The organism is Streptomyces lincolnensis (genome assembly GCF_001685355.1).
Lineage (GTDB): Bacteria > Actinomycetota > Actinomycetes > Streptomycetales > Streptomycetaceae > Streptomyces > Streptomyces lincolnensis.
Genome location: NZ_CP016438.1, coordinates 357,835 through 384,699 on the forward strand (window position 1 = coordinate 357,835; position 26,865 = coordinate 384,699).

A 26,865-nucleotide genomic window follows, 5' to 3' on the forward strand; every position below is an offset into this window, starting at 1 on the left:
GTGAGGCGAGGCCCCCGGGGTCTGTTCGTCGGCCTGAGCACCCTCGACATCATCCAGCTCGTGGACCATGTGCCGGGCGGCAACGAGAAACTGACGGCTCGTGAGCAGGTCGTGGCCGCGGGCGGTCCGGCGGCGAACGCGGCCGTGGCCTTCGCCCACCTGGGCGGGCGCCCCACCCTGCTCACCGCGATCGGCTCCCATCCGCTGGGCGTCACGGTCGCGGCCGACCTGGAGCAGCTGGGTGTGACCGTGGTGGACCTCGCGGCGGACTCGGCCGAGCCGCCCGCGGTGTCCTCCGTGCTCGTGACCGCGTCCAACGGGGACCGTGCGGTCGCCTCGACCAACACCACCGGACACCGGCTCTCCCCGCCCGAGGATCTCGACGCCCTGGTCGGCGCGTGTGACGTCGTCGAACTCGACGGGCACCACATGGAGTTGGCGGTCGCCACCGCCCGCGCGGCGCGCGCCGCGGGACGGCGTACCGTGCTCGACGCGGGCAGCTGGAAGGACGGCACGGAGAAGCTGCTGCCGTCGGTGGACGTGGCCGTCTGCTCGGAGGACTTCCGTCCGCCCGGTGCGAGGACACCGGTGGACTCCCTGAGGGTCCTGCGGGAGTACGGCGTCGTCTGGTCGGCGGTGAGCCGGGGAGGGCGGTCCCTCGTGTGGGCCGGCCCCGGGGGCGGAGGCACGGTGGACGTGCCCGCCGTCCGGGTGGCGGACACGCTGGGCGCGGGGGACTTCCTGCACGGGACGTTCTGCCATTACCTGGCGCTCCAGGACGAGGTGACCTCGTCCGGTTTCGCGGAGGCACTGCGTGGCGCTGCCGCGGTGGCTTCGCGGGCGTGTACGTCGTTCGGCACCCGGGCGTGGCTGCGGGACGGCTGAGACCATCCCTCCCAGCACTTCAACACATCGGATCTATTCCGTTTCATTGACGCACAACGACCTCTTCCCTATGTTGCATCGCGGGATAGCTCCGATGATTCGCCGAGCCCGCCTGGAGGCCGCGTGTCCTCTCCGTCCAGACGTACCGTCCTCGCCACCGGCTCCGCCCTGGGCGGCACCCTCGTGACTCCGGGCCTGGCCGCGGGCCCGGCCCCGGCTGCGCCCATGGAGGCGACCGCGGCCGACCGCGTGGACGGCACCGCGCGGCCCGCCGACCCCTGGCGCACCGTCCTCGACGACGCCGACCTCGTCTGGCGGCGGATGCCGACAACCTGGTCCGAGGGCCCGTTCCTCGGCAACGGCTTCCTGGGCTCCGGGATCTACGCCGAACCGGGCGGCGCCGCCTCGACGGCCGTGCGCTTCAACGTCCAGCACTCCGAAGTGCAGGACCACCGCCCGGAGTTCGGCTCGCTCTTCGGCCTGGCCCGGCTGCCGATCGGGCACTTCACTCTGGAGCCGGTGGGTGCGATCACCGGCCTCGACTGGCGGCTGTCGCTGCACGACGCCGAGTTGACCGGCACCCTCACCACCGACAAGGGCACCCTGGCCCTGCGCGCCGTGGTCCACACCGCACGCTCGGTCCTCGCCGTGGACGTGATCGCGAGCGAGGGGGAGCGCGGCTTCCGGTGGGTGTTCCACCCGGCGGACGCGATCAGCCCGCGGGCCGCGTTCAAGCCCCTGCCGGACGGCTACGAGGGAAACCCGCCCGCCCAGGTCGCCGACCACGACGGAATCAGCGCGGCCGTGCAGCCTCTGCTGGCGGGCGGACAGCACGTCACCGCCTGGCAGGAACGCGGCAGCGGGCGGGCGCGGACCCTGTACGTGCACGTCGCGCACTCGTACCCGGGGACCACGGCCCTCGGCCGGGCCCTCAAGACGGTCCGGGCCGCGGCCCGGCTGCCGTACCCGGCCCTCACGGTGGATCACCGCGCCTGGTGGCACGCCTTCTACCGCAAGAGCTTCCTGTCCCTGCCCGACGCCCGCATCCAGCGGTTCTACTGGATCCAGCTGTACAAGGCCGCCTCCGCCGCCCGCCGGGACGCCCCGGTGATGGCGACGAGCGGTCCGTGGCTGGAACCCACACCGTGGCCCAACACCTGGTGGAACCTCAACGCGCAGCTGGAGTACTGGCTCATCCACGGCTCCAACCATCTCGAACTCGACGCGATCACCAGGGCGTTGAGCGAGTACCGGGACACCCTCGCCCAGGAGACACCGGCGCCGTACCGCTCCGACTCCCTCGGCATCCCCCGCACCACCGACCCCCAGCTGGCCAACGGCGCGTCCAGTGCCCTCATGGGCTACGGCGTCGGCGTCCCCGGCCAGGACCCGCCCACCCCCGAGGTCGGCAATCTGATCTGGGCGTTGCACAACGTCTGGCTCAGCTACCGGCACACGATGGACGTGTCGGTCCTCAGGGACGTCCTGCATCCCCTGCTGCGCGGAGCGGTCAACTACTACCTCCACTTCCTGGAACCGGGCCCTGACGGCAGGCTGCATCTGCCCGCCACCTTCTCCCCGGAGTACGGCGGAAACTCACGCGACTGCAACTACGACCTGATGCTTGTGACCTGGGGCTGTCGCACCCTCCTGGAGTCCGCCGAACTCCTCGGTGTCGACGACCCGTTGGTGCCCCGCTGGCGCGAGGTGCTGGCGAAGCGGGTGCCGTATCCGACGGACGCGAACGGGTTCATGATCGGCGCGGATCTCCCCTTCGCGAAGTCGCACCGCCACTACTCCCATCTGATCGCGGTGTACCCGCTGTACGAGGTGACCGGCCGCACGCCCGACGAACGCGCCCTGATCGAGCGGTCGTTGGCGCACTGGGTGGGCTTCGAGGGTGCCCTCCAGGGCTACACGTTCACGGGTGCCGCCTCGATGTCGGCGCTGCTGGGCAAGGGTGAGGACGCGCTGCGGTATCTCGGTGAGCTGATGAGCCGCTTCGTCAAGCCCAACACCATGTACCAGGAGTCGGGGCCGGTCATCGAGACGCCGCTGTCGGCGGCCCAGTCGCTGCACGACATGGTGTGCCAGTCCTGGGGCGGTGTCATCCGGGTGTTCCCCGCGCTGCCGGCCGCCTGGGCGGACCTGGTCGTGCACGACTTCCGTACGCAGGGCGCCTTCCTGCTCGGCGCGCGCCGCCAGGGTGGCACCACCCGCTGGGTGCGGCTGGTCAGCGAGGCGGGGGCGCCCTGCGCGGTGCGGCACGGCATCGCGGGGCCGGTCGACGTACGGGACGGCCGGGGTCGGCCGCTGCGGTACTCCGACGCCGGTGACGGAGCGATCCGGATCGCTCTGCGCAAGGGCGAGTCGGCGCTGATCACGGCCAGGGGCGATCGACCGGACCTGACGGTCGTACCCGTACGTCCGAACCAGGACGCGCCGCGCTGGGGGCTGCCGGACGCCTGATCGCCGTGGGGCGCCGAGTTCACTCACGCCCCGACAGCTTCCGCGTCTCGACGTCGACCTGTTCACCGTTTGAGTGACGGAGGGTATCGCGGCGGCCGTGCCGGGTATGCCGACCGAGGCGCAGCGCTCGCGCGACGCAGGTGAACAGCCGGCGACGACGACAAGGATCAGCCATGTCCCCAACGAGTTCATCGAGTCCGACCGCGACCACCGGCGGTGACCAGCCCGAGCTGAAGCGGGTGATGGGGCCCGGGCTGCTGTTGCTGTTCATCGTCGGTGACATCCTCGGCACCGGCGTCTACGCGTTGACCGGGCAGGTCGCCGGGGAGGTCGGGGGTGCGGCCTGGCTGCCGTTCCTCATCGCGTTCGCGGTCGCGTTGGTGACCGCCTGCTCGTATCTGGAACTGGTCACCAAGTACCCGCAGGCCGCGGGTGCCGCGCTGTACGCGCACAAGGCGTTCGGCAAGCACTTCCTGACGTTCCTGGTGTGCTTCGCGGTGATGTGCTCGGGCATCACCTCCGCGTCGGCGGCCTCGCGGGCCTTCGCCGCCAACCTTGCCACCGGCTTCGATCTCGACGTCGGCAACGGCGTCATCCTGCTGATCGCCCTGGGCTTCATGACGCTGGTGCTGCTGGTCAACCTCCGGGGTGTCGCGGAGAGCCTGAAGGTCAACGTGCTGCTGACCGCGGTGGAGTTGAGCGGTCTGCTCCTCGTCATCCTGATCAGCGGCTGGTTCATCGCGGGCGGGGACGCCGACTTCTCCCGTGTCGTGGCCTTCGAGACCGCCTCCGACAAGAACGTCTTCCTCGCGGTGAGCACCGCGACCTCGCTGGCCTTCTTCGCCATGGTCGGCTTCGAGGACTCGGTCAACATGGCGGAGGAGACCAGGGATCCGGCCCGGATCTTCCCCCGCATGATGTTCACCGGTCTCGGTATCACGGGTGTCATCTACGTGCTGGTGTCCGTCTGTGCCGTGGCGGTGGTTCCGGTCGGCCGGCTCGCCGACAGTGAGACGCCGTTGGCCACGGTGGTGCAGACCGCCGCGCCCGACTTCCCGATCTCCGACCTGCTGCCGTTCATCTCGATGTTCGCCGTCGCCAACTCCGCGCTGATCAACATGATGATGGCCAGCCGTCTGCTGTACGGGATGGGCAGGCAGGGCGTGCTGCCGCCGTTCCTGTCCGCGGTGCACGCCGTACGCCGCACTCCGACGGCGGCGATCCTGTTCACCACCTGCATCGCGTTCGGTCTCATCACCTACGTCTCGCTGAGCCCCGACAGCCCGGTGGTGGCGCTGCTGGGCGGGACGACATCGCTGCTGCTGCTCACGGTCTTCGCGGTCGTCAACGTGTCGGTGCTCGTGCTGCGCAAGGACGAGGTGGACGTGGACCACTTCCGGGCCGGCCGGGTCCTGCCCGTCGTAGGGACGGTGACCTGCCTGTACCTGGTCCTGCCCTGGTCCTCCGGCCGCCCCGGCGACCAGTACCGCATCGCCGGTGTCCTGCTGCTGGTCGGCCTGGTCCTGTGGGCCGTCACCTGGTACATGCGCCGCGGCGCCGCTCCCGCGGCCGACGATCCGGACCGTAAGGCGCCGCACTAGGCCCGGCCGGGGCGGGGTCAGCGCGAGCCCGGGACGAGTCCCCCGAGGCGGTCGGTGAGGGCCTGCGCCGTCTCGGTCACGCGTGCGCCGATCTCCGCGACGCGGTCGTGCGTGACGCGGGAGGCCGGGCCCGAGATGCTCACCGCGGTGACGACGGTGCCGCTGTGGTCGAAGACCGGTGCGCCCACACAGCGGATGTCGAGCTCGTTCTCCACGTCGTCGACCGCGTAGCCGCGCTCACGGATGCGGGCGAGTTCGGTGCGCAGTTCCCCGGGGGAGGTGATGGTCGCCGGGGTGCGGGCGGGCATGCCGGCCGCTGTCACCCGGTCGAGGACGTCGTCCGCGGCGTGGGCGAGGAAGGCCTTGCCGGTGGCTGTGCAGTAGGCCGGCTGGCGCCCGCCGACCCGGGAGTGCATGCGGACCGCCTGCGGGCTCTCGACCTTGTCGATGTAGATGATCTCAGGGGGATCGAAGCTGACCAGGTGCACCGCCTCGCGCACGTCCTGGGCGAGCTGGTGCAGCAGGGGCGACGCCGTGCGCCGGATGTCGAGCCGCTCCAGGTAGAGCTGACCGAGCAGGGCGTTCTGCGGCCCGAGCCGGTAGTGGCCGCTTTCCGGGTCCTGATCCACCAGCCGCTCCTCCCGCAGCGGTCCGACCAGCCGCAGCACGGTGCTCTTGCTCATCGCGAGGCCGGTGGCGAGGTCGGTGAGCGAGGCTCCGTGCGGATGGGTGTCGTTCTCGGCCAGGTACCTCAGGATGCTCAGCGCACGGCGCAGGGACGACGAGGCGTTGCGCCGGGTGCCGGGTACGTCGGGCGAATCCACGCGGGTGCCTCCTGTGGGGATGCGGGCGAGGACGGTCAGCCCCCGCGGACCCGTCCAGGGGCCCGTCCGGAACCCTACGGTACTGCATTGCAAAACCGAATATCACATATTGAAATCAGCCGTTGACGACCTCGGACCGTCGGGCTAGCTTCTGCGCAACGCGATGCGAAATGCAGTTCTGCATTGCAAAACTCCGGCTGGCGATCGACGGCGTTCGCCCCCTCTTCGGCCGCTCCGGCCCGCCCTCACCCTCCCGGAAGGGAACGCTTGTCATGAGACCTCGTCACGGTACTCGCTCCTTGATGACGATTTGTGTTGGTGTGACTGCCGTCGCATCGCTCTCCGCCTGCACCTCCGCCAGCGGCACCTCCGCCGGGAACCAGCAGGCCTCGACGCTTCAGGACGTCATCAGGCGCGGCACCCTCAACGTCGCCAGCTGTCTGACGTTCCCGCCGTTCGGCTCGATGGACCAGAACAACAAGCCGCAGGGCTTCGACGTCGACGTCGCCACCGCCATGGCCCAGGCACTCGGCGTCAAGGTCAAGATCGTCGACACCACGTCCGCGAACCGCATCCCCAACCTCCAGACCAAGAAGGTCGACGCGGTGGTCTGCAACTTCACGACCACGGCCGAGCGGGCGAAGCAGGTGTCCTTCAGCGATCCCTACATCGTCGCGGGCGAGGTGATGCTGGTGAAGAAGTCCAGCGGCATCTCCACCCTCAAGGACCTCGGCGGCAGGACGGTCGCGGTGACGAAGGGCTCGACCAACGGCGACGCGGTCAAGGCCGGCAACCCGAAGGCGAAGATCCAGGAGTACGACACCTCCTCCGCCGCCGTTCTCGCCGTCAAGCAGGGCCAGGCCGACGCCATGGTCGAGGACTCCAACTTCCTCAACTTCCAGGCCAAGTCGGACCCCTCGCTCAAGGTCACCAAGGACTCCGTGGTGCCGCTCGAATACAACGGCATCGGCGTACCGCTGGGCGACGCCACCTGGCTCCAGTGGGTCGACACCTGGCTGCGGGAGTTCAACACCTCCGGACAGGCCGATGCCCTGTACAAGAAGTGGTTCGGCGTGGACCGCGTCTACCCGCTCACCCCGTCCTACTGAGTCCCGGTGGGGCGGCGGCCCGCTGCCGCCGCCCTGTGGAGGAGTCCCATGTTCGTCGACTGGACCTATGCCCTCCGGGACTGGACCACCTACCTCGACGCGGCCTGGCTGTCGCTGAAACTCTCGCTCGCCGCCTTCGCGCTCGCCTTCGCCCTCGGTCTGCTCGGCGCGCTCGCCCGCCGATCGCGCCACGCGGTGCTGCGAGCGCCCGCCGCCGTCTACGTCGAGGTCGTCCGCAACACGCCCGTGCTGCTCCAGATGTTCGTCGCCTACTTCGCCCTGCCCTCGGCCGGCCTGCGGCTGAGCCCGGTACAGGCCGGGGTGCTGGCCCTCGGCGTGAACGTCGGCGCGTATCTCACCGAGATCTTCCGCGCCGGCATCCAGGCCGTTCCGGGCGGTCAGCGCGAGGCCGCCCGGGTGCTGGCCCTGAGCCCCGCGCGCACCTTCGTGCACGTGGTCCTCCCGCAGGCGCTGCGCAACGTCTACCCCGCGGTGGTGAACCAGCTGGTCCAGATCATCCTGGGCTCCTCGCTGCTGTCCGCCATCTCCGTCCCCGAGCTGACGGGCACCGCCATGGTCATCAACTCCCGCACCCTGCTGACCGTCCAGGTCTTCGGTATCGCCGCGGTGCTCTACCTGGTCCTCACCAACGCGGTCGTCCTGGTGGCCGGGCTCGTCGGACGCGTCGCGTTCAAGCCATCACTGCCCACCCCCGCACGGCCTCGTCCGCTCAGCGCCGTACGCCGTCTGCTGCCGGCCCGTACCGCGGGCCCCGTCCGGAAGGAGGCCTGATGGACTGGTCGGTCATCTGGTCCAACCGCGAGCTGTACGTCTCCGGGCTGTGGGCCACGGTCCTGCTGTCGCTCGCGGCGATCGCCACCGGAACCCTGCTCGGGCTGGTCGTCGCGGCCGTGCGCACCAGCCGCATCCCGCTCCTGGCCCAGCTCGCCCGGGCCTACCTTGAGGTCTTCCGCGGCACACCGCTGCTGATCCAGATGCTCTTCATCTACTTCGGCGCGGCCTACCTCGGCCTCGTGGGCATCACCGTCTTCGGCGCCGCCCTGCTCGCCCTCACCCTCTACCAGGGCGCCTACATCGCGGAGATCTTCCGGGCCGGCATCGAGGCGGTGCCCCGCGGCCAGTGGGAGGCGGCGCGCGTCCTGGGCCTGCCCCGCCTCCAGACGTTCCTGAGCGTCGTCCTCCCGCAGACCCGGGCGATCGTCCTCCCTCCCCTGGTCGGCCAGTACCTCTCCCTGATCAAGGACACCTCGATCGCGGTGGTGATCGGCTACGTCGAGCTGGTGCGCCAGGGGCAGGCCGTCATCGACCGCGTGGGCGACCCCGCCACGTCCTACATCGCCGTCGCCGTCCTGTACTTCGTCATCTGCTACCCGCTGTCGCTCCTCGTGCGGCACATGGAGCGAAAGGCTGTCACCGCATGATGATCACCGATTCCGCCGCCCCGCAGAAGGCGGTGACCACGTCACGGATCTCGCTCTCCGGTGTGCACAAGCGCTTCGGGGACCTGGAGGTCCTCAAGGGCGTCGACATCGACGTGGAACCGGGAGAGGTCGTCGTCCTCATCGGCGCCAGCGGCTCCGGCAAGAGCACCCTGCTGCGCATCATGTGCGACCTGGAGCGGGCGGACAGCGGGGACGTGTGGGTGGGCGGCGTCCCGCTGCACGACCGCAAGCGCGCCCCGGAGATCTTCGGTCATGTCGGGATGGTCTTCCAGCAGTTCAACCTCTTTCCCCACAAGACCGCGCTGGGCAACGTCACGCTCGCCCTTCTGAAGGTCAGGAAGCTGTCCCGGACGGACGCCGAGGAGCGCGGACGGGCCGCCCTGACCAGGGTCGGACTCGCCGACAAGGCCGACGCCTACCCCGGCATGCTCTCCGGGGGCCAGCAGCAGCGCGTCGCCATCGCCCGCGCGCTGGCCATGGACCCCGCGATGATGTTCTTCGACGAGCCGACCTCCGCCCTCGACCCCGAACTCGTCGGCGAGGTCACCGGCGTCATGCGCTCCCTCGCCGAGGACGGCATGACCATGGTCGTCGTCACCCATGAGATGCGTTTCGCCAGGGACACCGCCGACCGGGTCGTGTTCATGGACGGCGGTGTCGTCCTCGAACAGGGCCCGCCGGAGCAGGTCTTCGGGCGGCCCGCCGAACCACGCACCCAGCAGTTCCTGCACCGGGTCCTCGACACCTGAGGGATCTGCCCGCCGTCCTGACACCCCGCCCGCTCCGGAAGCGCGCAGCGCCTCAGTCCCGCAGTCCCGCAAGAAGGAACCCTCGTGCTCATCCCGCCTCAGCTTTCGCCGTCGCGCCCGCCGTCCGGCTCCGCGAGCACGGCCGACGTGGTGTGCGTCGGGGAGACGATGGCCGTACTCGGCCCCGTGGACGCCCGACCGCTCGCGCACCAGAGGGCACTCACCCTCGCCGTGGGCGGAGCCGAGTCCAACGTGGCCTGCGTCCTGGTCGCCCTGGGGCACGGGGCCGCCTGGCTGGGCCGCGTGGGCGACGATCCGCTCGGGCGGCGCGTGCTGGACGACCTGGCCGTGCGGGGCGTCGACGTCTCCGCCGTCGAGACGGACCCGCGACGGCCGACCGGCGTCTACTTCAAGGACCCCGGTCCTGACGGAACCGGCACGTACTACTACCGCCGGGACTCCGCTGCCGCGGTCATGGGTCCCGGCCTGGCGGACCTGCCGCTGCTCGCCCGGGCCCGCGTGCTGCACCTCTCCGGCATCACCGCGGCCCTGTCGGACAGTTGCGCGGAGTTGGTCACCCACCTGGTGTCCCGGCGGGCCGTCCCCGGGCCCGTCATCTCCTTCGACGTCAACTACCGGCCGGCTCTGTGGCGGCACCGGCCGGCCGACGCGGCCCCCGTGCTGATGGGACTGGCCCGTGACGCCGACCTTGTGCTCGTCGGACGGGACGAGGCCGAGACCCTGTGGGGCACCCGCACACCGCAGGAGGTGCGTGACCTGCTCGGTCCCGGTCCGGCGCTGGTCGTCAAGGACGCCGGGTACGGCGCGACGGCGTTCGGAGCCGACGGCGAGGAGACGTTCGTCCCCACCCCCGCCGCCCGCGTCGTGGAACGGGTCGGTGCCGGTGACGCCTTCGCCGCCGGCTGCCTCGCGGCCCTGCTGGAGGGCCGGACCACCGCGGACGGGCTGCGCCTGGGGCACCTGGCGGCCGCCGCGACGCTCAGTACCCGGGAGGACGTTCCCCCGGTCCTGATCCGGGACGCTCTCGAGCGCCATCTCGCGCTCGACGACGCGGCCTGGGCCGGCCTGCGTCTGCCCTGACCCGCCCGGTGGCGGCGCACCCGGCGCGGATCACGGCTTCCGCGATCAGGGTCCGCTCCCGCCTCGGAGCATGCCCAGCACGTGGGGCCACGCGGCCGCGCCCAGCAGTGCGTCCGCCTCGGGCGTGCCGCCGTAGCGGAAGCGCGGGGAGGCGGGCGCCGGGCTCTCGCCGGGAAAGCGGGGGCGGTGGCCGGCGTCCGGGCGGGAGATCAGACGGACCGGTGCCGCGGCCGAGCGGCGGCGCCGGGCCAGGCGTTCGGCGTGGAGAAGGGACGGCCACATCTCGTCGTCGCCGCCCGCGACCAGCAGCAGGTCGGCCCGGGCCCTCTCGACCGGGATCCTCGCCGCAGGCAGGAGAGTGGCGTAGGTCCGCTCGCTGAGTTCGTACCAGCCGCGGATGGCCACCGGCGCGGCAGGGGAACTCCAGGAGTCGTCCATCGGCACGAAGGGCACCGGTCGCCCGCGCCAGGTCCATGACGACCGATACGGACGCTGTTCTCCGTCGCTGCCCGCTCCGATGTTGCACCAGACCCGGGACGGGGGCGACACCGCGACGACGACGTCCACGCGCGGATCGTGCACCGCCGTGAGCAGTGCGGCCTCGGCCCCCTTGGAGGCGCCGAGGATGCCGATCCGTTCCGCGCCGCTCGCCCGCAGGAGGTCGACGGCCTCGGTGAAGGTCTCCAAGGGGACCTCGCAGATCCCCGGGGGCTGTCCCGGCCCACCGAACCAGCGGATCGACATGGCGGTCACACCCTGCCGGGCGAGCAGGTGTGCTCTTTCCCGTTCGACGCGACCGCTGGAGCCGGCCAGGACCAGTACGCCGATGGCGCTGCCGTGGGCGGGAGTGACCACGACGCCTTCCCACGGGTCGGTCAGCTCGCGCTCGACGACATCCACGTGGTTCCCCTTCCGTCCCGGCCTGTCGGCGCGGCCCGGTCGTCCGCCGGGGACATCATCGCCGGGACCTCGGGGCAGATGCCTCGGGGGCGTGGCATTCCGTCCGCGCGGCGACCGAGAGGAACACCACCTGTGACCGAGTGGCAGCTGACCGAGACCTTCCACAGCGCGGCGGGCGAGGTCCGCTGGGGCAGCCTCGGACGACCCGACGGGGACCCGGTGGTCCTCCTGCACGGCACACCGTTCTCCTCCTACGTGTGGCGCGACATCGCGCACGCGCTCGCCGGCCACCATCAGGTGTTCGTGTGGGACATGCCCGGGTACGGGGCCTCGGAGAAGTCCGCCGGTCAGGATGTGTCGCTGGCCGTCCAGAGCAGGATCTTCAGCCAGCTCCTGGAGCACTGGGGGCTCGATGAGCCGCTGGTGGTCGCCCACGACTTCGGCGGCGCCGTCTCCTTGCGGGCGCATCTGCTGCACGGAGCCCTGTACCGGGCGCTCGCTCTGGTCGACCCGGTGGCGCTGGCCCCGTGGGGCTCGCCGTTCTTCCGGCTCGTCGGCGAGCAGTCCGAGGTGTTCGAGCAACTGCCGCCCGCGCTGCACCGGGCTCTGGTGCGTGAGTACGTCAGTTCGGCGAGCAGTCCCGGACTGCACCCGACGGTCCTCGACCAGCTGGTGCGGCCCTGGCTCGGTGATCCGGGCCAGGGGGCCTTCTACCGGCAGATCGCCCAGGCCGACCAGCGCTACACCGACGAAGTGCAGGAACGCTACGGGGAGATCGCCGTCCCCACGCTCGTGTGCTGGGGCGAGGACGACACCTGGATTCCGGTGGCAAGGGGACGCGAGCTCGCCGCCCGGATCCCCGACGCGCGCTTCGAGCCCATCGCCGGTGCCGGCCATCTCGTCCAGGAGGACGCCCCCGCCCGCCTCACCGCGTTGCTGCTCGACTTCCTCCGGCAACCGCGCTGACGCCGAGGGATCGCCGTTCCGTCTCAGCGGTGTCGCACCCACACGTTCGGTTCGACCAGCTCCCCCTGGTCGTTCTCGTGGGCGATCTCCAGGAGAGCGAGAGCTTGCGTGGGCCGCCCACCGGCTCGTGGAGGATGAACTCGGGCCGGTCGGCGAAGACGACGGTTCGCCACTCCATGGCGCCGGAGCCTGCCCCCGTCAGGCACCTCAACTCGCCGCAGCCGTGGGCCGTTGAGCCCGGGAAAACAAGTCGTTCGACCTGTCGGACATCGTTCGAAACCTCTTGACGGTGCACCACCAGCCGATTGACACTCTCGCAACACGAGGTGACACAGCCGAAACAACGGGGCGCCCCTGGCCGAGGCGCCCGTTCCCGGCCGACTCCCCCTTGCCTTCTGTCTCCTTCCTCCGTCAGCCATGCCTCAGCAGGGACACTCCATATGACGTACATCGCACGTCCGCGCAGCCGCGCGAGACGCTGGGCGGGCCGTCTCGCCAGCCTGACCGTCGCCTCGTTGTTCCTGGGCCTCGCCGCTCCCGTCGTTCCCACCCAGGCGGCGGAGACCGCGGACGTCACCGATGGACTGGCCCTCTGGTACAAACTCGACGGCGCCTCCGGCAGCACCGTCACCGACGCCTCCGGCCACGGCCGCGACGGCACGGTGAACGGGACCGCCGACTGGTCGGGCACCGGTCAGGGGCTCGCCTTCAACGGCTCCGACACCTATGTGAAGGTGCCGGACGACGTCATGAAGGGCATGGACGCGATCACCGTCTCGACGGACGTGCTGATCGACCCGGCGCAGGCCACGCCGTACTTCATCTACGGCTTCGGCAACTCCAGCGCAGGCAACGGCAACGGGTACCTCTTCACCACCGGCAACTCCCTGCGCACCTCGATCGCGACCGGCAACTGGTCGACGGAACAGACCACCAGGGCCACCGACTCGCACAACCTGACGCGCGCGGTCTGGAAGCACCTCACCTACACCCAGGCCGGGAACACCGGTGTGCTCTACGAGGACGGCGTCGAGGTCGGCCGCAACACCGCGGTCACCATCACACCCGGCGCGATCGGTTCCGGCGCCACCACCGCCAACTACATCGGCAGGTCGGTCTACTCCGGCGACAAGCTCCTCAAGGGCAGGATCCGTGACTTCCGGGTCTACGACCGGGCCCTGGACGCCTCCGAGGTCGGGCAGCTGGCCCTGCCGGTCGCCACGCAGGGCGTCGCCGACGACAAGGCCGCGCTGAGCCTCGGCGACACGAGCGCGGTCACCGGTGACCTGGACCTGCCGAAGGCCGGCACGGCCGGCGGCTCCACCATCAGCTGGAGCAGCGACAACACCTCCGTGGTGTCCGACAGCGGCAAGGTCACCCGCCCCGCGGCGGGCCGGCCGAACGGCCACGCCACCCTCACGGCGACCTTGAAGAAGAGCACCGTCACCGACACCAGGTCCTTCGACGTCACGGTCCTGCCCGAGGCCGACGACCGGACGGCCACCGAACAGGCCGCCCAGGCCCTCACCGTCCACAACCTCGACGACGCGCGCGGCAACCTCACGCTCCCCGCACGCGGCCAGTACGGCACCGAGGTCTCCTGGTCCTCCGCGCACCCGGACGTCGTCTCCGCCGACGGCGTGGTCCACCGCCCCGCGCACGGCGAGGGCGCCACCACCGCCGAGCTCACCGCCACCGTCACCAAGGGCGAGGCGAGGACGACCCGCACCTTCACCGCGAAGGTCCCCGAACTGCCCGCGCAGGAAGCCCTCAAGGGCTACATGTTCAGCTACTTCACCGGCGAGGGCACCTCCGACGGCGAGCAGCTCTACGCGGCGCTCAGCAAGGGCAACGACCCGCTGAAATGGCGGGAGTTGAACGACGGCAAACCCGTCCTGACGTCCACGCTCGGCGAGAAGGGCCTGCGCGACCCGTTCATCATCCGCTCCCCCGAGGGCGACAAGTTCTACCAGATCGCCACCGACCTGAGGATCTACGGCAACGGCGACTGGGACGCCTCCCAGCGCACCGGCAGCAAGTCCATCATGGTCTGGGAGTCCACCGACCTGGTCCACTGGACGAACCAGCGACTGGTGAAGGTCTCCCCCGACAGCGCCGGCAACACCTGGGCGCCGGAGGCGTTCTACGACGCGAAGCTCGGCCAGTACGTGGTGTTCTGGGCGTCGAAGCTGTACGACAACGAGGCGCACTCCGGCGACACGTACAACCGCATGATGTACGCGACGACCCGTGACTTCTACACGTTCAGCGAGCCCAAGGTGTGGATCGACCGCGGCTACTCGGTCATCGACTCCACCATGGTCCAGCACGACGGCATGTACTACCGCCTGTCGAAGGACGAACGCAACAACAGCTCCTCCACCCCGAACAGCAAGTTCATCTTCGAGGAGAAGAGCGACTCGATCCTCGACACGAACTGGACCGCGGTCGCCGAGGGCATCGGCAAAGGCGCGATGAGCGCCGCCGAGGGGCCGCTGGTGTTCAAGTCGAACACCGAGGAGAAGTGGTACGCGTTCCTGGACGAGTTCGGCGGCCGCGGCTACATCCCGTTCGAGACGACGGACCTCGCCTCGGGGACCTGGACCCCGTCCACCGACTACGACCTGCCGTCCAAGCCGCGCCACGGCACAGTGCTGCCGGTCACCCAGGCCGAGTACGACCGGCTGCTGCGCGCCTACCAGCCGGACCAGACAATCCGGGATGTCGAGGACGTCACGGTGCGGACCAGGATCGGCCAGGCCCCGGTCCTGCCGGCCACGGTGATCGCCGAGTACGCCGACGGCGTCAAGCGTCCCGTCGCCGTGACCTGGGAGGACATCCCGGCTTCGCAGTACGCGCAGGCCGGCACCTTCACCGTGACCGGCAGCCTGCCGGACGGCACCGCGCTACCGGTCCGGGCCGAAGTCACCGTATCGGCGGAGGGCCCCGACGTTCCGGCCGACCTGCTCCTGCACTACGACTTCGACGAGACCGGCGGCAGCATCGTCCGTGACTCCAGCGGCCACGGCCACCACGGCACCTACGTCCGCACCCCCGAGTTCGGGACGGGCGTGCACGGCGGTTCGTTCAAGATGTCCGGCGACGCCACCACCTCGCCCTATGTGAAGATCCCGAACGGTGTGCTGAAGGACGCCGACAGCATCACCGTCTCGACGTACGCCAAGTGGCAGGGCGGCAGCGGCTTCCAGTGGCTGTTCGGGCTCGGGCCCGACAGCGACAAGTACCTGTTCGCCACCCCGTCCAACGGCGGCTCCAGCCTCTACTCGGCCATCACGAAGGCGAGTTGGTCGGCGGAGTCGAAGCTGACCGGCGGGTCGCAGCTCACGCCCGGCCAGTGGCGGCACGTCACGGTGACGCTCGACGGCGCCACCGGCGCGATGGTCCTGTACGCCGACGGCGTCGAGGCGGCCCGCACGACGACCACCATCAAGCCGTCGGAGCTGTACGACGCCGCCAAGGACTACAGCGGCTACATCGGCAGGTCCCTGTACGCGGCCGACCCGTACTTCGGTGGTGAGGTCGACGACTTCCGCGTCTACGACCGGGCTCTGTCGGGCGCCGAGGTCATGGCGCTCAGCGGCAACACGGCGGGCATCGCCAAGGCGACGCACCCGGCGCTCAAGGTCGACGCGATCGTCGACAACGCCAACGGCAGGATCACGCTGCCGATGAAGGAGGGCACCGATCTCACCGCGCTGGCCCCGGAGTTCGCCCTCGCCGCGGGCGCGGCGATCAGCCCCGCCTCCGGCAGCGTCCAGGACTTCGGCAAGCCGGTGACGTACGAGGTGACCGGGTCCGACGGCAAGAAGCGGACCTGGACCGTCTCGGCGCTGATCATGAAGTCCCCTTCGCTGCCGGGGCTCAACGCCGACCCGAACATCGTGCGGTTCGGCGACACCTTCTATCTGTACCCGACCACCGACGGCTTCGATGGCTGGAGCGGCACGCAGTTCAAGGCGTACTCCTCCACCGACCTGGTCCGCTGGAAGGACCACGGCGTCATCCTCGACCTCGGGCCGGACGTCTCCTGGGCGGACAGCAGGGCCTGGGCGCCGACGATGACGGAGAAGGACGGGAAGTACTACTTCTACTTCTGCGCCGACGCCAACATCGGTGTCGCGGTGTCCGACTCGCCGACCGGCCCGTTCAAGGACGCGCTGGGCAAGCCGCTGCTGAAGGCGGGCCAGTTCGGCGGCCAGATGATCGACCCGGCGGTGTTCACCGACGACGACGGGCAGAGGTACCTCTACTGGGGCAACGGCCGCGCCTATGTCGCTCCGCTGAACGACGACATGACCTCCCTGGACCTCACGAAGATGAAGGACATCACGCCCAGCGGCTACAACGAGGGCGCGTTCGTCGTCAAGCGCGACGGCACCTACCACTTCACGTGGTCGGAGAACGACACCCGCGACGAGAACTACCGTGTCGCCTACGCCACCGGCCCCTCCCCCACCGGCCCCTGGACCAAGCACGGCGTGATCCTGGAGAAGGACCTCTCGCTCGGCATCAAGGGTCCCGGCCACCACTCGGTCGTGCAGGTGCCGAACAGCGACGACTGGTACATCGCCTATCACCGCTTCGCCATCCCCGGCGGTGACGGCACGCATCGTGAAACGACCCTGGACAGGCTGGAGTTCGGCGCGGACGGGCTCATCAAGAAGGTCGTGCCGACGCTGACGGGCATCGACCCGGTGACCGTCGTCCACGCCGGTGCGGACGCGAGCGGCAAGGAAGGCGACGCGATCCGGCTGCACGGCACGCTCTCCGGGGCGGGCGGCGCGCGGTGGACGGCCGAGGAGGGGGCGCCCTGCGCCTTCGCCGACGCCGGTGCGGCCACCACGACGGTCACCTGCACCGACGACGGCACCTTCGAGGTCACCCTGACGGGGGGCCGCAGCAGCGACAGGGCGACCGTCACGGTGGCCAACGCGGCACCGGTCCTCACCTCCGCCACGGGCCCGGACTCCCCGGTCTCGGCCGGCAGGCGGGCCGTCGTCACCACCGCGTTCACCGACGCGGGCAGCAGCGACCGCCACACCTGCGTGGTCGACTGGAAGGACGGCACCGAGCCGCGGCCCGGCACCGTCACCGCCTCCGGCTGCCGCGCCGAGCACGCCTACACCAAGGCGGGCATCCACCGGCCGGTGGTCACCGTCACCGACGACGACGGCGCCGCGGACAGCAGGACGCTCCCCGAGCTGATCGTCTACGACCGTTCCGCCGGGCCCGTGTTCGGCGCCGGGGTCTTCACCTCCCCGGCCGGGGCCCACCCGGCCAAGCCGAAGCTGGCCGGCACGGCCGCCTTCTCCTTCGCCGCGGCCTACACGAAGGGAACCGTCGCTCCCCTCGGCAGGGTCACCCTGGACTTCGGCCCCGCCAAGCTGAAGTTCCGCTCGACCGGCTCCGACTGGCTCGTGGTCAGTGGATCCCAGGCCGTGTACCAGGGCTCCGGCACGGTCAACGGGATCGGCGGGTACGCCTTCCGGGTCACCGCGACCGACGCCCCGGACACCTTCCGGATCAGGATCTGGAAGAAGTCCGGCGGTGACGTCCTCTACGACAACACCACCGGCGCGAGGATCATCGGCGTCATCGCCCTCGGCGACCGCTGACGACACATCTCACCGACAGGGCGGCTCCCGCGAGGCGGGGGCCGCCCTGTCAGTCGATGTGCGAGCACAGCTCGTCCAGTGTTCCGTGCGCCATGGTCACGGTCTTGTAGCCGGTCGAGTCGATGTCCAGGGTGTACACCCCGTCGACGAGGTACAGGCCGCGCGGCAGATTGCCGCCGTTCTCCGCCACCCCGACCAGCACCGGGCCGCGCACGCGCCACGTCTGGGAGCCGTCCGCGCGGTAGTCGACGACGGCCGTGCCACTGGCGTCCGCGTCGTGGGAGGCACCGGAGTCGGTGTTGGTGACCCGCACCACCAGATCACCCTTGTAGACGACCCTCTGCGGCGAGCCGTCCGGGCGAACGGCCAGCACCCGCCGCACCACCTCGTCCACGACGGGTTCACCGTGGACCGGGAAATCGCACCGGGCGCCCGCCGGGACGTCCCAGGGCGTGGCGGGCGCCGGTTCCCACCCGGTGCCCGGAGCGGCGGACACGGCCGAGACGGGCACCGCGCCCCAGAGCACGGCGACAAGGGCGGGCAGGGCAACGACGGCTCGTCGCATGGGTCTTCCCCCAGGTGAGGTCGGATCGGATACGGCCAACGCCTTCGGGCGCCGCCCTGACCAGCCTCGCCCTTCCCGCTCACCAAACCCTCACCATGCTCGCCGGCGCAGACGGGCGCGAGCGCTCCGCTAGGCTGCGCGCATCATGGAGTTCCGGTTGCTCGGCCCGTTCGACGCCCGTCACCAGGGGCAGCCGGTGCTGGTGGGCAGCCGCCGCCAGGAGCGCTGTCTGCTGGCGATCCTGCTGCTGCACGCGGGCCACGGCGTGACCACCGCGCGCCTCATCGATCTCCTCTGGAACGGCGCCGCTCCCCCTTCGGCACGCGGCACGGTCCACACCTACGTCGGCAGACTGCGCACCGCCCTCCAGCCGTACGGGCCGCGCATCCACACCCGGCACGACGGCTACGTCGTGGAGGCCGACGAGCATCGGGTCGACGCGCGGGAGTTCGTCCGCCTGGTCGAGCAGACGACCGGCGTCGGCGATCCCGCGGAGCGGGTGCGTCTGCACGACGAGGCCCTCGCGCTGTGGCGCGGGCCGCTGCTCGCCGACATGGCCGACGACCGGCTGCGTGACCGGATCGGCGGCCGGCTGAACGAGCTGCGCCTGTCCACCCTGGAGCAGTGGGCCGAGTCCCAGCTCGACATGGGTGGGCACGAGCGGGTCGCGACCGAGCTGATGGCGCCGGTCCAGGACCATCCCGAGCGGGAACGGCTGGTCGCCGCCCGGATGCTCGCGCTGCACCGCAGCGGCCGCCAGGCCGACGCCCTCCAGCTGTACCGCAGCGCCGCCCGGGCGCTGGCGACCGGGTTCGGCGTCGACCCGGGCGCCGGGCTGCGCACGCTGCACGACCGTGTGCTGCGCGCCGATCCCGGCCTGGACCGGCCTCCCGCGCCGGTCTACGCGGTACGGGTCGGCGAGGAGTGGCTGCCCTGGAACACCAGCGGGCACCCGGCCCTGGAGTTCTGCAACACCTACGCCGGCTGGCGCGGCCCCCACCTGCCGGGCTCGGACTGGCTGCGCTCCTACGCCACGCTCGCGGTGTGGGCCGGCCACATGGACCTGGCGGACGACGTGTCCGTGGCCCGGCTCCTCGACCAGGCACGGCAGCGTCCCGACGCGGCCGCCGAAGCCCTGGACGAGGCACGGGAGTTCCGCGGAAACCTGTACACCTGTCTGACGGATCCGGACGACGGCCGGGCGTTCAAGGCGGTGGCCGCCGTCGTGGAGGACGCCGCCCGGGCCTCGGTGTTCACCCGCGGCGAGGACGGACTCGCACGCTGGCTGCCGTCCCGCACCGCCGACCTGCGGCTGCCGGTCCGCGCGGTCGCCCGCAGCGCCGCCGAACTGCTCGCGGACCCACGGCGCTTCACGATCCGTTCCTGCCCCGACGAGAGCTGCGGCTGGCTCTTCCTGGACCGGCGCGGGCGCCGCCGTTGGTGCAGTCTGGCGACCTGCGGCAGCAAGGAGTCGGCGCGCGCCGCGTGCACGGCGGCCGGTATCGCCTGAGCAGGCAGCAGGATCAACCGATGACGAACGGCAACTTCGCGGCCGGCGCGCCGAGTTCGGCCTTCTCCACCTCGGTCGGTTCCCGGCGTCCGGTGCCGACCAGCAGGGCGTCCGTGTCGCTGAACGACGCCGGGAACGCCGTACCGGCGATCTCCTCCAGCATCGCGCGGGACCGGGCGAGCCCCGCTGTGGGCGGTGCCGGGGCGCCGGGAACGTGGGCGATCAGGTCGAGGTGGTGCAGGGTCCACTCCAGGACGTACGCGGTGAGGTAGTTGCCTGCGGTCAGGACCATGTCCTGGGTGCTCACGCGGGCCTCGGGGTCGGCGAGTTCGGCGGCGCGCCCGGCGGCGGAGCCGACGTCGTCGAGGTGGAACTTCAACAGGTGCGGTTCCTCGTAGGCGGCGGCCAGCCGGACGATCAGCGCGTCGAGCGGATCGTCACCGGTCGGCGGCTCGTGTCCGACCTTCCAATAGGTGACCGCGTTCACGGTCGGTTCCGTCTCGGCCGGGGTGACCAGGGTGATCAGCACGTCCTGCGCGTCGATGACCAGATGGCACACCAGGTCCCGCACCAGCCAGCCGGCGCAGCCCGACGGCCGCCCGAAATCCTCGTCGTCCAGATCGTCGACCGCCGTACGCAACGCCGCCCACGAGCGTGAGAAGAGATCCACAGGGTCACGCCTTCGCGGCGTCGTACGCCTCCCGCGCGGTCTCGACCGTGGCCATCCGCCGGTCCACCCACTGGGCCAGACCGCGGACCTGCTCGGCGGCCTCGCGGCCGAGGTCGGTGAGGGAGTAGTCCACACGCGGCGGGATCACGAGCTTGGCGTCGCGATGGACCAGCCCGTCGCGCTCCAGGGTCTGGAGGGTCTGGGTCAGCATCTTCTCGCTGACCTTGCCGATCGCCCGGCGCAGTTCGCTGAAACGGTACGAACGCTCCAGCAGCGCGATCAGCACGAGGGTGCCCCAGCGGCTGGTGACGTGCTCCATGACGATCCGATGGGGGCACATCCCGACACCGTCGGCGCTGCGCACATGGTCCACGAGGGTCACGTCACTTACTGCCATGTTCATACCCTAGTCGACAGGGGGCACTAACGCAGGGTTAGTGGTCCGCCTCATTCAAGGCCGTGAACGGAGACCGGCCCACGCGAAGGCCTGGGAAGCGGAGCGGAGCGGCTTGATGTCGTTCCCTTGCACGCATCTTGACCTAGTCGCCCTGGGCGGCCACATAATGACAGCGCGTCCACATATCTAGACGTTGTTTTCCTTTATGGACGCGCCCTGGAGGCACAGTGACCGGTTCGGGCCCCGTGTGTACTCGTTCGATCGCCCGTCGGCGCCCACAGCGCGCGGCGGGCGTGCTCCTGTCCGCTCTCGCGCTCCTGGCCGGATCCGCCTGTTCGGTCGCCGGCGCCGATCCCATCGGGGAGGGTCCGGACACCCTGCGTGTCGTGCTGCCCGAGGAGCCGCCGACGCTGGAACCCTGCGACGCCTCGCTGACCGCGACCGGGCGGGTGACGCGGGCCAACATCACGGAGGCGCTCACCGAGCGGGATCCGTCCACGGGCCGGCTGGAGCCGGCGTTGGCCGTCAAGTGGACGCGTACGTCGGCCACTTCGTGGACCTTCACGCTCCGCCCGGGGGTCACCTTCCACGACGGTTCGGCGTTCACGGCCGCCGCGGCCGCGTTCTCGATCCGGCGGGCCACCGATTCGGCCATCGAGTGCAACGTCGACGGCTATATCTTCAGCGACAGCGAGGTCACCGCCCGCGCCGTGGACGACTCGACCCTGGAGGTCGAAACGGCCGAGCCGGACCCGATCCTGCCGTTACGGCTGTCCTTCGTCGAGGTGGTACCGACGAGCACGAACCCGAAGGCCCGGGTGCGTGAGCCGGTCGGCACCGGCCCCTACCGGCTCGACGAATGGAGCCAGGGCCGCTTCCTGCGGCTCAAGCGCTATGCCGGCTACTGGGGCGAGGCGCCGGACTACGCGGCGGCCAAGTACGTGTGGCGGGCCGAGGGCAGCGTGCGCGCCGCCATGGTCACCAACGACGAGGCGGACGTCGCCATCGGGCTCGCCCCCGAGGACGGAGCGGGCGACCGGGCCGTCGAGTTCGTCACCAACGAGGTCTCGTACCTGCGGATGGACGCGACCAGGGCGCCCCTGAACGACATCAGGATCCGACAGGCCGTCAACTACGCCATCGACAGAGAGGGTCTGGTCACCGCCGTCTTCGCGGGCCGGCCCAGCGGACAGCTCGTGTCCAAGGGCGTCACCGGCCACAACCCGCGGATCGGGCCATGGCCGTACGACCCGGACCGGGCGAAGGACCTGGTGGCGCAGGCCCGCGCCGACGGGGTACCGACCGGCACCACCGTCACGATCATCGGCCGCAACGGCATCTACCCCAAGGCCGCCGAGGCCATGGAGGTGGTGCAGGACGGCCTGCTCAAGGCCGGCCTGAAGGTCGAGATCAAGATGCTCGACGTCAACGCCTGGCTGGAGTACCTGCTGCGGCCCTTCCCCAAGAACACCGGCCCGACCCTCCTCCAGGCCCAGCACGGCAACCAGGCGGGAGACGCCGCCTTCACCATGGGGCAGATCTACGGCAGCGAGGGCGCCCAGAGCAGCTACGGCACGCCCGCCCTGGACGCGGCGATCGAGAAGGCTCAACTGGCCTCCGGGACCGAACGGCAGAAGGCGTTCGCGCAGGCCTTCGCCCGACAGAACGACGAGGTCGTGCGGGATGCCGTGATGGCCAACATGACCGGCATCCTGGCCCTCTCCCCCGACGTCCGCTACCGGCCGGACTCGGCGACCAGCGACGAGATGCGGCTCGCCGACATGCGCCGCGCGGACTGAGGGAGGAACCGGCCGATGTTCACCATGCTGCGCCGCCGCGCGGTCTCCAGTGTCGTTCCCCTGCTGGTCGTGGTCCTCGGGGTGTTCTTCCTGGCCCGCCTCACCGGGGATCCCGCCAATCTCTACCTCCCGCTCAGCGCGACACCCGAGATGCGGGCCGACTTCGCCGCCCGCAACGGTTTCGACCAGCCGCTGGTCACCCAGTTCGGTGACTATCTGGCGCAGGTCGCCCGCCTCGACTTCGGAGAGTCGCTGCGTACCGCCCAGCCGGCCGCCGAGGCGGTGCTACGCGCCTTTCCCGCGACCCTCCAGCTGGCGGGCTGGACGATGCTGCTCGCCCTCGTGGGCGCCGTGGTGATCGGCAGTGTGGCGGCCTACCGCCCCAACTCTGCGACCGACCGGATCGCGAGCTTCCTGTCCTCGACGGCCGCCAGCGTGCCCGACTTCTGGCTCGCGATCATGGGGGTGCTCGTCTTCGCGGTGACGCTGGGCTGGCTACCCACCTCCGGCACGAACGGCGGCGCGGCCTGGATCCTGCCCGTGGCCACGCTGCTCGTACGCCCGTTCGGTGTGCTCGTCCAGGTGGTGCGCGGGGCCATGGTCTCGGCGCTGTCCGCCCCCTACGTGAAGGTGGCACGCGGCAAGGGCGCCTCGGAGGCGCGGGTGGTCTTCGGGCACGCCCTGCGCAACGCCGCCGCACCGGTGCTCACCGTGGCGGGCGACCTCGCCGTGGGGCTCGTCAACGGCGCCGTCGTCGTGGAGACCATCTTCGGCTGGCCCGGCATCGGCAAACTCATGATCGACTCGGTGCTCCAGCGGGACTTCGCGGTGCTCCAGGCCGCCGTGCTGGTGACCGCGCTGGCGATCTTCGCGCTCAACATCCTGGTGGACGTCTGTCACGCGCTTCTCGACCCACGTGTGCGACTGCGGGCGGCGGCATGAGTCAAGGAGGCGACATGCTCGGGACGCAGAAGGAACGCGGGTCCGCCGCGGAGGCCGACCGGCCCGGGGCACGGCACCGGTGGCCCGCGCTGCTCCTCCAGGACCGGTTCGCCTTCGCGGCGGCACTGGTGCTGGTCGTGGTCGCGCTGTGTGCCGTACTGGGGCCAGTGCTCGTCGGGGATCTGGCCACGCGGCAGAATCTGCGCGATCCGGGACGGGAGCCGTTCAGCCTGGAACACGGCTGGGCCTATGTGCTCGGCAGCGACTCGCTGGGGCGGCCGGTCGCGGCACGGATGATCGCGGCGGCGAGCACGACGATGTCCGTGGCCGTGCCCGCCGTGCTGTGCTCGCTCGTCGTCGGCTCCCTGTGGGGCATGTGGGCGGGTTTTCACGCCGGTTGGCGCGAAAACGTGTCCCTGCGGGTGGCCGATGTGATCCTCAGCTTCCCCTCGCTGCTGCTGGCCGTGGTCGTGCTCTACGTCTTCTCGCCGAGCGTCGCCGCCCTCGTCCTGGTGCTCGCCGTCGCCCGGATCCCCGTGTATCTGCGCACCGCGCGGGCCGAGTCCGCCGAGCTGCGCAGCCGGCTGTTCATGGACGCGGCGCGTACCTTCGGCACCGGCAGCTGGGCGTCCATCCGCCGCCATGTCGCTCCCTCGGTCCTGCCCACCCTGCTCACCGTCGCCGCCCTCGACTTCTGCTTCGTGATGCTCACCGAGTCGTCGCTGAGCTTCCTGGGGATCGGCATCCAACCGCCGGACGTGAGCTGGGGGTTGATGGTGGCGCAGGGGCGGCAGGAGCTGCGCAGCGCGTGGTGGATCGCGGTCTTCCCCGGTCTCGCCATCGTCGTCACCACAGTGTCGGCGACCGTCCTCGCGGCGTGGGCCCGGCTGTCGACCGACCCCGGCCAGCGGTGGCGGCGCGGTCTGCGCGGCGGGAGCCGGCGCGTGCGTGCGAGGACCGGCGGTGGTGCCGACGCGCCGGTTCGGGGCGCCGGGATCCAGCCGGCCGCCCCCGACCGAGCCGTCGCGCTCGACAGCACGGCCACCACCACACCGGTTTCCGAGGACGCGCGCTCCGCCGCCCTGGCCGTGGAAGGCCTGAGCGTCGACGTCCACACCCCCGCCGGCCCGGCCGCGGTCGTGCGCGGGGTGAGCTTCTCCGTGCGCTCCGGCCAGACGCTGGCCCTGCTGGGCGAGTCGGGGTGCGGCAAGAGCATGACCGCGCACGCCGTCGCCGGACTTCTCGATCCGGCCGCCAAAGTCGTGGGCGGGGAGGCGCGGTTGGGCGGCGAGGACCTGCTCGCGCTCTCGGGACGGGCCAGGCGCAGGCTCGCCGGGCCCGGTGTGGGCATCGTCTTCCAGGACGCCCTCAGCGCGCTCAACCCGGTGCAGACGGTCGGGGCGCAGCTCGCCGAACCGTTCCGTATCCATGAGCGGATGTCCCGGCGCGCCGCGCGGGCCAAGGCGGTGGACCTGATGGAGCGGGTCGGCATCTCGGAGGCGCGCTCACGGGTGGGGGCTTATCCGCACCAGTTCTCCGGCGGGATGCGGCAGCGGCTGCTGATCGCGATGGCGGTCGCGCTGCGCCCGAGGGTGCTGCTCGCGGACGAGCCGACGACGGCGCTGGACGTCACCGTGCAGGCCCAGATCATGGACCTCCTCGACGAACTGCGCGGTGAGCAGCGGATGGCGCTGGTGCTCATCACCCACGACCTGGGACTCGTCGCCGATCACGCGGACCATGTCGCCGTGATGTACGCGGGCACGGTCGTGGAGACGGGCCCCGTGTCCGCGGTGTTCGCCAAGCCCCACCACCCGTACACCCGGGGGCTGTTGGAGTCCGTCCCGGCCGAGCAGCACAAGGGCGGGCGGCTGAACTCGATCCCGGGCAGTCCCCCGGATCCGCTGTCCGTGCCCACCGGTTGCGCCTTCCGTACGCGCTGTCCGATGGCGCGTGAGGTGTGCGCCACGCTCCGGCCGGCGCTGGCGCCGACCGGAGCCGACCGCGCCGCCGCCTGTCACTTCGGGAAGGAGCTGGCCGATGCCTGAGCCCGCACCGCTGCTGGAGGCCACCGGCCTGACCAAGAGCTTCGCGGTACCGCGCACCGCGAAGGGCAGCACCAGGCTGCGCGCGGTCGACGGGGTGGACCTGCGCCTGGGACGCGGGGAGACCCTCGGCCTGGTCGGCGAATCCGGCTGCGGGAAGTCCACGCTGGCCCGGATGCTGCTGATGCTGGAGCGTCCCGACGAGGGCACGATCCGGTTCGACGGGGTCGATCCGTTCGCGCTGTCGGGCGCGCGGCTGCTGGCCTGGCGTCGCAAGGTGCAGATGGTCTTCCAGGATCCGTTCGGCTCCCTCAACCCCCGGCTGTGCGCGGCCGATCTGATCGGCGAGCCCTGGCTCACCCACCGCGATCTCGTGCCCGCCCGGCAACGCGCCGCGCGTGTGGGCGAGTTGCTGGAGATGGTCGGGCTGCGGGCGTCCGACGCGCGCCGCTACCCGCAGGAGTTCTCGGGAGGCCAGCGGCAGCGGATCGGGATCGCCCGCGCCCTGGCGCTGGAGCCCGAGGTCGTCGTCTGCGACGAGCCGGTCTCCGCGCTGGATCTCTCCGTGCAGGCGCAGGTGCTCAACCTGCTCGGCGACCTCCGGGACGAGCTGGGGCTGTCGTACGTGTTCATCTCGCACGACCTGTCCGTGGTGCGGCACGTGGCCGACCGCGTCGCCGTCATGTACCTGGGCAGGATCGTCGAGTCGGGCCCGGCCGAGGAGGTCTTCGAGCGGCCGTACCACCCGTACACGGCCGCGCTCCTGTCCGCGGCACCCGCCCCGGCGTCCGGCGCCGGGGCGAAGCGGGAGCGGATCGTTCTCGCCGGGGAGATCCCCTCACCGGCCGATCCGCCGTCGGGATGCCGGTTCCGGACGCGGTGCTGGCGCGCGGAGAGCATCTGTGCCGAAACCGCACCCATCCCTGAGTTTCCGCTCGCAACCGCCCCCCACACGGCCGCGTGCCACTTTCCGCTGGAGGGGACGTCGACGGCCAATGACCACTCTCCGGTGGGGAGATGAGGAACGAGTGAGGTCATAACGCCTCCTCGGCGGAGGAGTTCCTGCTGGAAGTCTTGACGCCCGACTTCGCGACTGGATACTTGCCGACACCGGCTTCAGGAACGCTCGCGGATGACATGGCCATGCTCGTCCCATGCATGGTCACACTTGTTCGGGATTTCGAACACTGTGCGAACCTTCGGCCGGTGCCTCTTGCTCGTCAACCCCACGTTC

Annotated in this window: 20 protein-coding genes; 15 read left to right on the forward strand and 5 right to left on the reverse strand. The window is 70.9% G+C overall.

The annotated features are described in order from the left end of the window. From SLINC_RS01650 to SLINC_RS01660, 3 genes are all read left to right on the forward strand, one after another. On the forward strand, window positions 1–885 hold the full coding sequence (locus SLINC_RS01650) for a PfkB family carbohydrate kinase (protein WP_067425784.1): 885 nt from the start codon (window positions 1–3) through the stop codon (window positions 883–885). A gap of 123 nt (window positions 886–1,008) precedes the next feature. Further along, the gene (locus SLINC_RS01655; protein WP_067425787.1) at window positions 1,009–3,354 is read left to right on the forward strand and encodes a glycosyl hydrolase family 95 catalytic domain-containing protein; all 2,346 of its coding nucleotides are present in this window, start codon (window positions 1,009–1,011) and stop codon (window positions 3,352–3,354) included. A 173-nt stretch (window positions 3,355–3,527) separates the two neighbouring features. Next, window positions 3,528–4,955: an APC family permease gene (locus SLINC_RS01660; RefSeq protein WP_067425791.1), complete on the forward strand. Its 1,428-nt coding sequence runs from the start codon at window positions 3,528–3,530 to the stop codon at window positions 4,953–4,955. A 17-nt stretch (window positions 4,956–4,972) separates the two neighbouring features. On the opposite strand, the gene SLINC_RS01665 is transcribed toward SLINC_RS01660, so the two are convergent. Next, window positions 4,973–5,779 carry an IclR family transcriptional regulator gene (locus tag SLINC_RS01665; protein WP_067425794.1) on the reverse strand — a complete coding sequence of 269 codons (807 nt, stop codon included), beginning with the start codon at window positions 5,777–5,779 and terminating at the stop codon, window positions 4,973–4,975. 320 nt (window positions 5,780–6,099) lie between these two features. Here SLINC_RS01665 and SLINC_RS01670 point away from each other — a divergent pair, with 320 nt between their 5' ends. From SLINC_RS01670 to SLINC_RS01690, 5 genes are all read left to right on the forward strand, one after another. Further along, window positions 6,100–6,888 carry an ABC transporter substrate-binding protein gene (locus tag SLINC_RS01670; protein ID WP_079164365.1) on the forward strand — a complete coding sequence of 263 codons (789 nt, stop codon included), beginning with the start codon at window positions 6,100–6,102 and terminating at the stop codon, window positions 6,886–6,888. 48 nt (window positions 6,889–6,936) lie between these two features. Further along, window positions 6,937–7,680: an amino acid ABC transporter permease gene (locus SLINC_RS01675; protein WP_067425800.1), complete on the forward strand. Its 744-nt coding sequence runs from the start codon at window positions 6,937–6,939 to the stop codon at window positions 7,678–7,680. Next, window positions 7,680–8,330 (forward strand): amino acid ABC transporter permease, encoded by a 651-nt coding sequence (locus SLINC_RS01680; RefSeq protein WP_067425803.1) that lies wholly within the window; start codon window positions 7,680–7,682, stop codon window positions 8,328–8,330. Before SLINC_RS01675 ends, SLINC_RS01680 begins: the two co-directional genes overlap by 1 nt. Next, window positions 8,330–9,100: an amino acid ABC transporter ATP-binding protein gene (locus SLINC_RS01685; RefSeq protein WP_067425806.1), complete on the forward strand. Its 771-nt coding sequence runs from the start codon at window positions 8,330–8,332 to the stop codon at window positions 9,098–9,100. Before SLINC_RS01680 ends, SLINC_RS01685 begins: the two co-directional genes overlap by 1 nt. A gap of 84 nt (window positions 9,101–9,184) precedes the next feature. Further along, window positions 9,185–10,201 carry a sugar kinase gene (locus SLINC_RS01690; RefSeq protein ID WP_225988208.1) on the forward strand — a complete coding sequence of 339 codons (1,017 nt, stop codon included), beginning with the start codon at window positions 9,185–9,187 and terminating at the stop codon, window positions 10,199–10,201. A gap of 45 nt (window positions 10,202–10,246) precedes the next feature. On the opposite strand, the gene SLINC_RS01695 is transcribed toward SLINC_RS01690, so the two are convergent. Continuing rightward, window positions 10,247–11,101, reverse strand: a complete 855-nt coding sequence (locus tag SLINC_RS01695; RefSeq protein WP_067425810.1) for an acyl-CoA thioester hydrolase/BAAT C-terminal domain-containing protein — start codon at window positions 11,099–11,101, stop codon at window positions 10,247–10,249. A 132-nt stretch (window positions 11,102–11,233) separates the two neighbouring features. On the opposite strand from SLINC_RS01695, the gene SLINC_RS01700 reads away from it, so the two are divergent. Further along, a complete protein-coding gene (locus SLINC_RS01700) occupies window positions 11,234–12,067 on the forward strand; it encodes an alpha/beta fold hydrolase (protein ID WP_067425813.1) in 834 nt (277 codons plus the stop codon). A 440-nt stretch (window positions 12,068–12,507) separates the two neighbouring features. Next, window positions 12,508–17,703, forward strand: coding sequence for a family 43 glycosylhydrolase (locus SLINC_RS01705; protein WP_067425816.1), 5,196 nt, complete (start codon window positions 12,508–12,510; stop codon window positions 17,701–17,703). A gap of 49 nt (window positions 17,704–17,752) precedes the next feature. Here SLINC_RS01705 and SLINC_RS01710 read toward each other — a convergent pair whose 3' ends face one another. Next, the gene (locus SLINC_RS01710; RefSeq protein ID WP_067425819.1) at window positions 17,753–18,268 is read right to left on the reverse strand and encodes a hypothetical protein; all 516 of its coding nucleotides are present in this window, start codon (window positions 18,266–18,268) and stop codon (window positions 17,753–17,755) included. Window positions 18,269–18,413: 145 nt separating this feature from the next. Here SLINC_RS01710 and SLINC_RS01715 point away from each other — a divergent pair, with 145 nt between their 5' ends. Continuing rightward, complete coding sequence (locus tag SLINC_RS01715) at window positions 18,414–19,778, forward strand: BTAD domain-containing putative transcriptional regulator (RefSeq protein WP_067425822.1); 1,365 nt, start codon at window positions 18,414–18,416, stop codon at window positions 19,776–19,778. 13 nt (window positions 19,779–19,791) lie between these two features. Here the strand turns inward: SLINC_RS01715 and SLINC_RS01720 are convergent, their stop codons facing one another. Together SLINC_RS01720 and SLINC_RS01725 are read right to left on the reverse strand one after the other, a co-directional pair. Beyond that, a complete protein-coding gene (locus SLINC_RS01720; protein ID WP_067425826.1) occupies window positions 19,792–20,448 on the reverse strand; it encodes a maleylpyruvate isomerase N-terminal domain-containing protein in 657 nt (218 codons plus the stop codon). Window positions 20,449–20,452: 4 nt separating this feature from the next. Then, a complete protein-coding gene (locus SLINC_RS01725) occupies window positions 20,453–20,845 on the reverse strand; it encodes a winged helix-turn-helix transcriptional regulator (RefSeq protein ID WP_067425829.1) in 393 nt (130 codons plus the stop codon). 245 nt (window positions 20,846–21,090) lie between these two features. Here SLINC_RS01725 and SLINC_RS01730 point away from each other — a divergent pair, with 245 nt between their 5' ends. The 4 genes from SLINC_RS01730 to SLINC_RS01750 are packed head-to-tail and all read left to right on the forward strand — an operon-like array spanning window position 21,091 to window position 26,652. After that, window positions 21,091–22,644, forward strand: coding sequence for an ABC transporter substrate-binding protein (locus tag SLINC_RS01730; protein WP_067444781.1), 1,554 nt, complete (start codon window positions 21,091–21,093; stop codon window positions 22,642–22,644). A 15-nt stretch (window positions 22,645–22,659) separates the two neighbouring features. Beyond that, window positions 22,660–23,586: an ABC transporter permease gene (locus tag SLINC_RS01735; protein WP_067425832.1), complete on the forward strand. Its 927-nt coding sequence runs from the start codon at window positions 22,660–22,662 to the stop codon at window positions 23,584–23,586. Window positions 23,587–23,600: 14 nt separating this feature from the next. Then, the gene (locus SLINC_RS49100) at window positions 23,601–25,634 is read left to right on the forward strand and encodes a dipeptide/oligopeptide/nickel ABC transporter permease/ATP-binding protein (RefSeq protein WP_225988209.1); all 2,034 of its coding nucleotides are present in this window, start codon (window positions 23,601–23,603) and stop codon (window positions 25,632–25,634) included. Next, on the forward strand, window positions 25,627–26,652 hold the full coding sequence (locus SLINC_RS01750; RefSeq protein ID WP_067425835.1) for an ABC transporter ATP-binding protein: 1,026 nt from the start codon (window positions 25,627–25,629) through the stop codon (window positions 26,650–26,652). Before SLINC_RS49100 ends, SLINC_RS01750 begins: the two co-directional genes overlap by 8 nt. The last annotated feature ends 213 nt before the right edge of the window (window positions 26,653–26,865 follow it).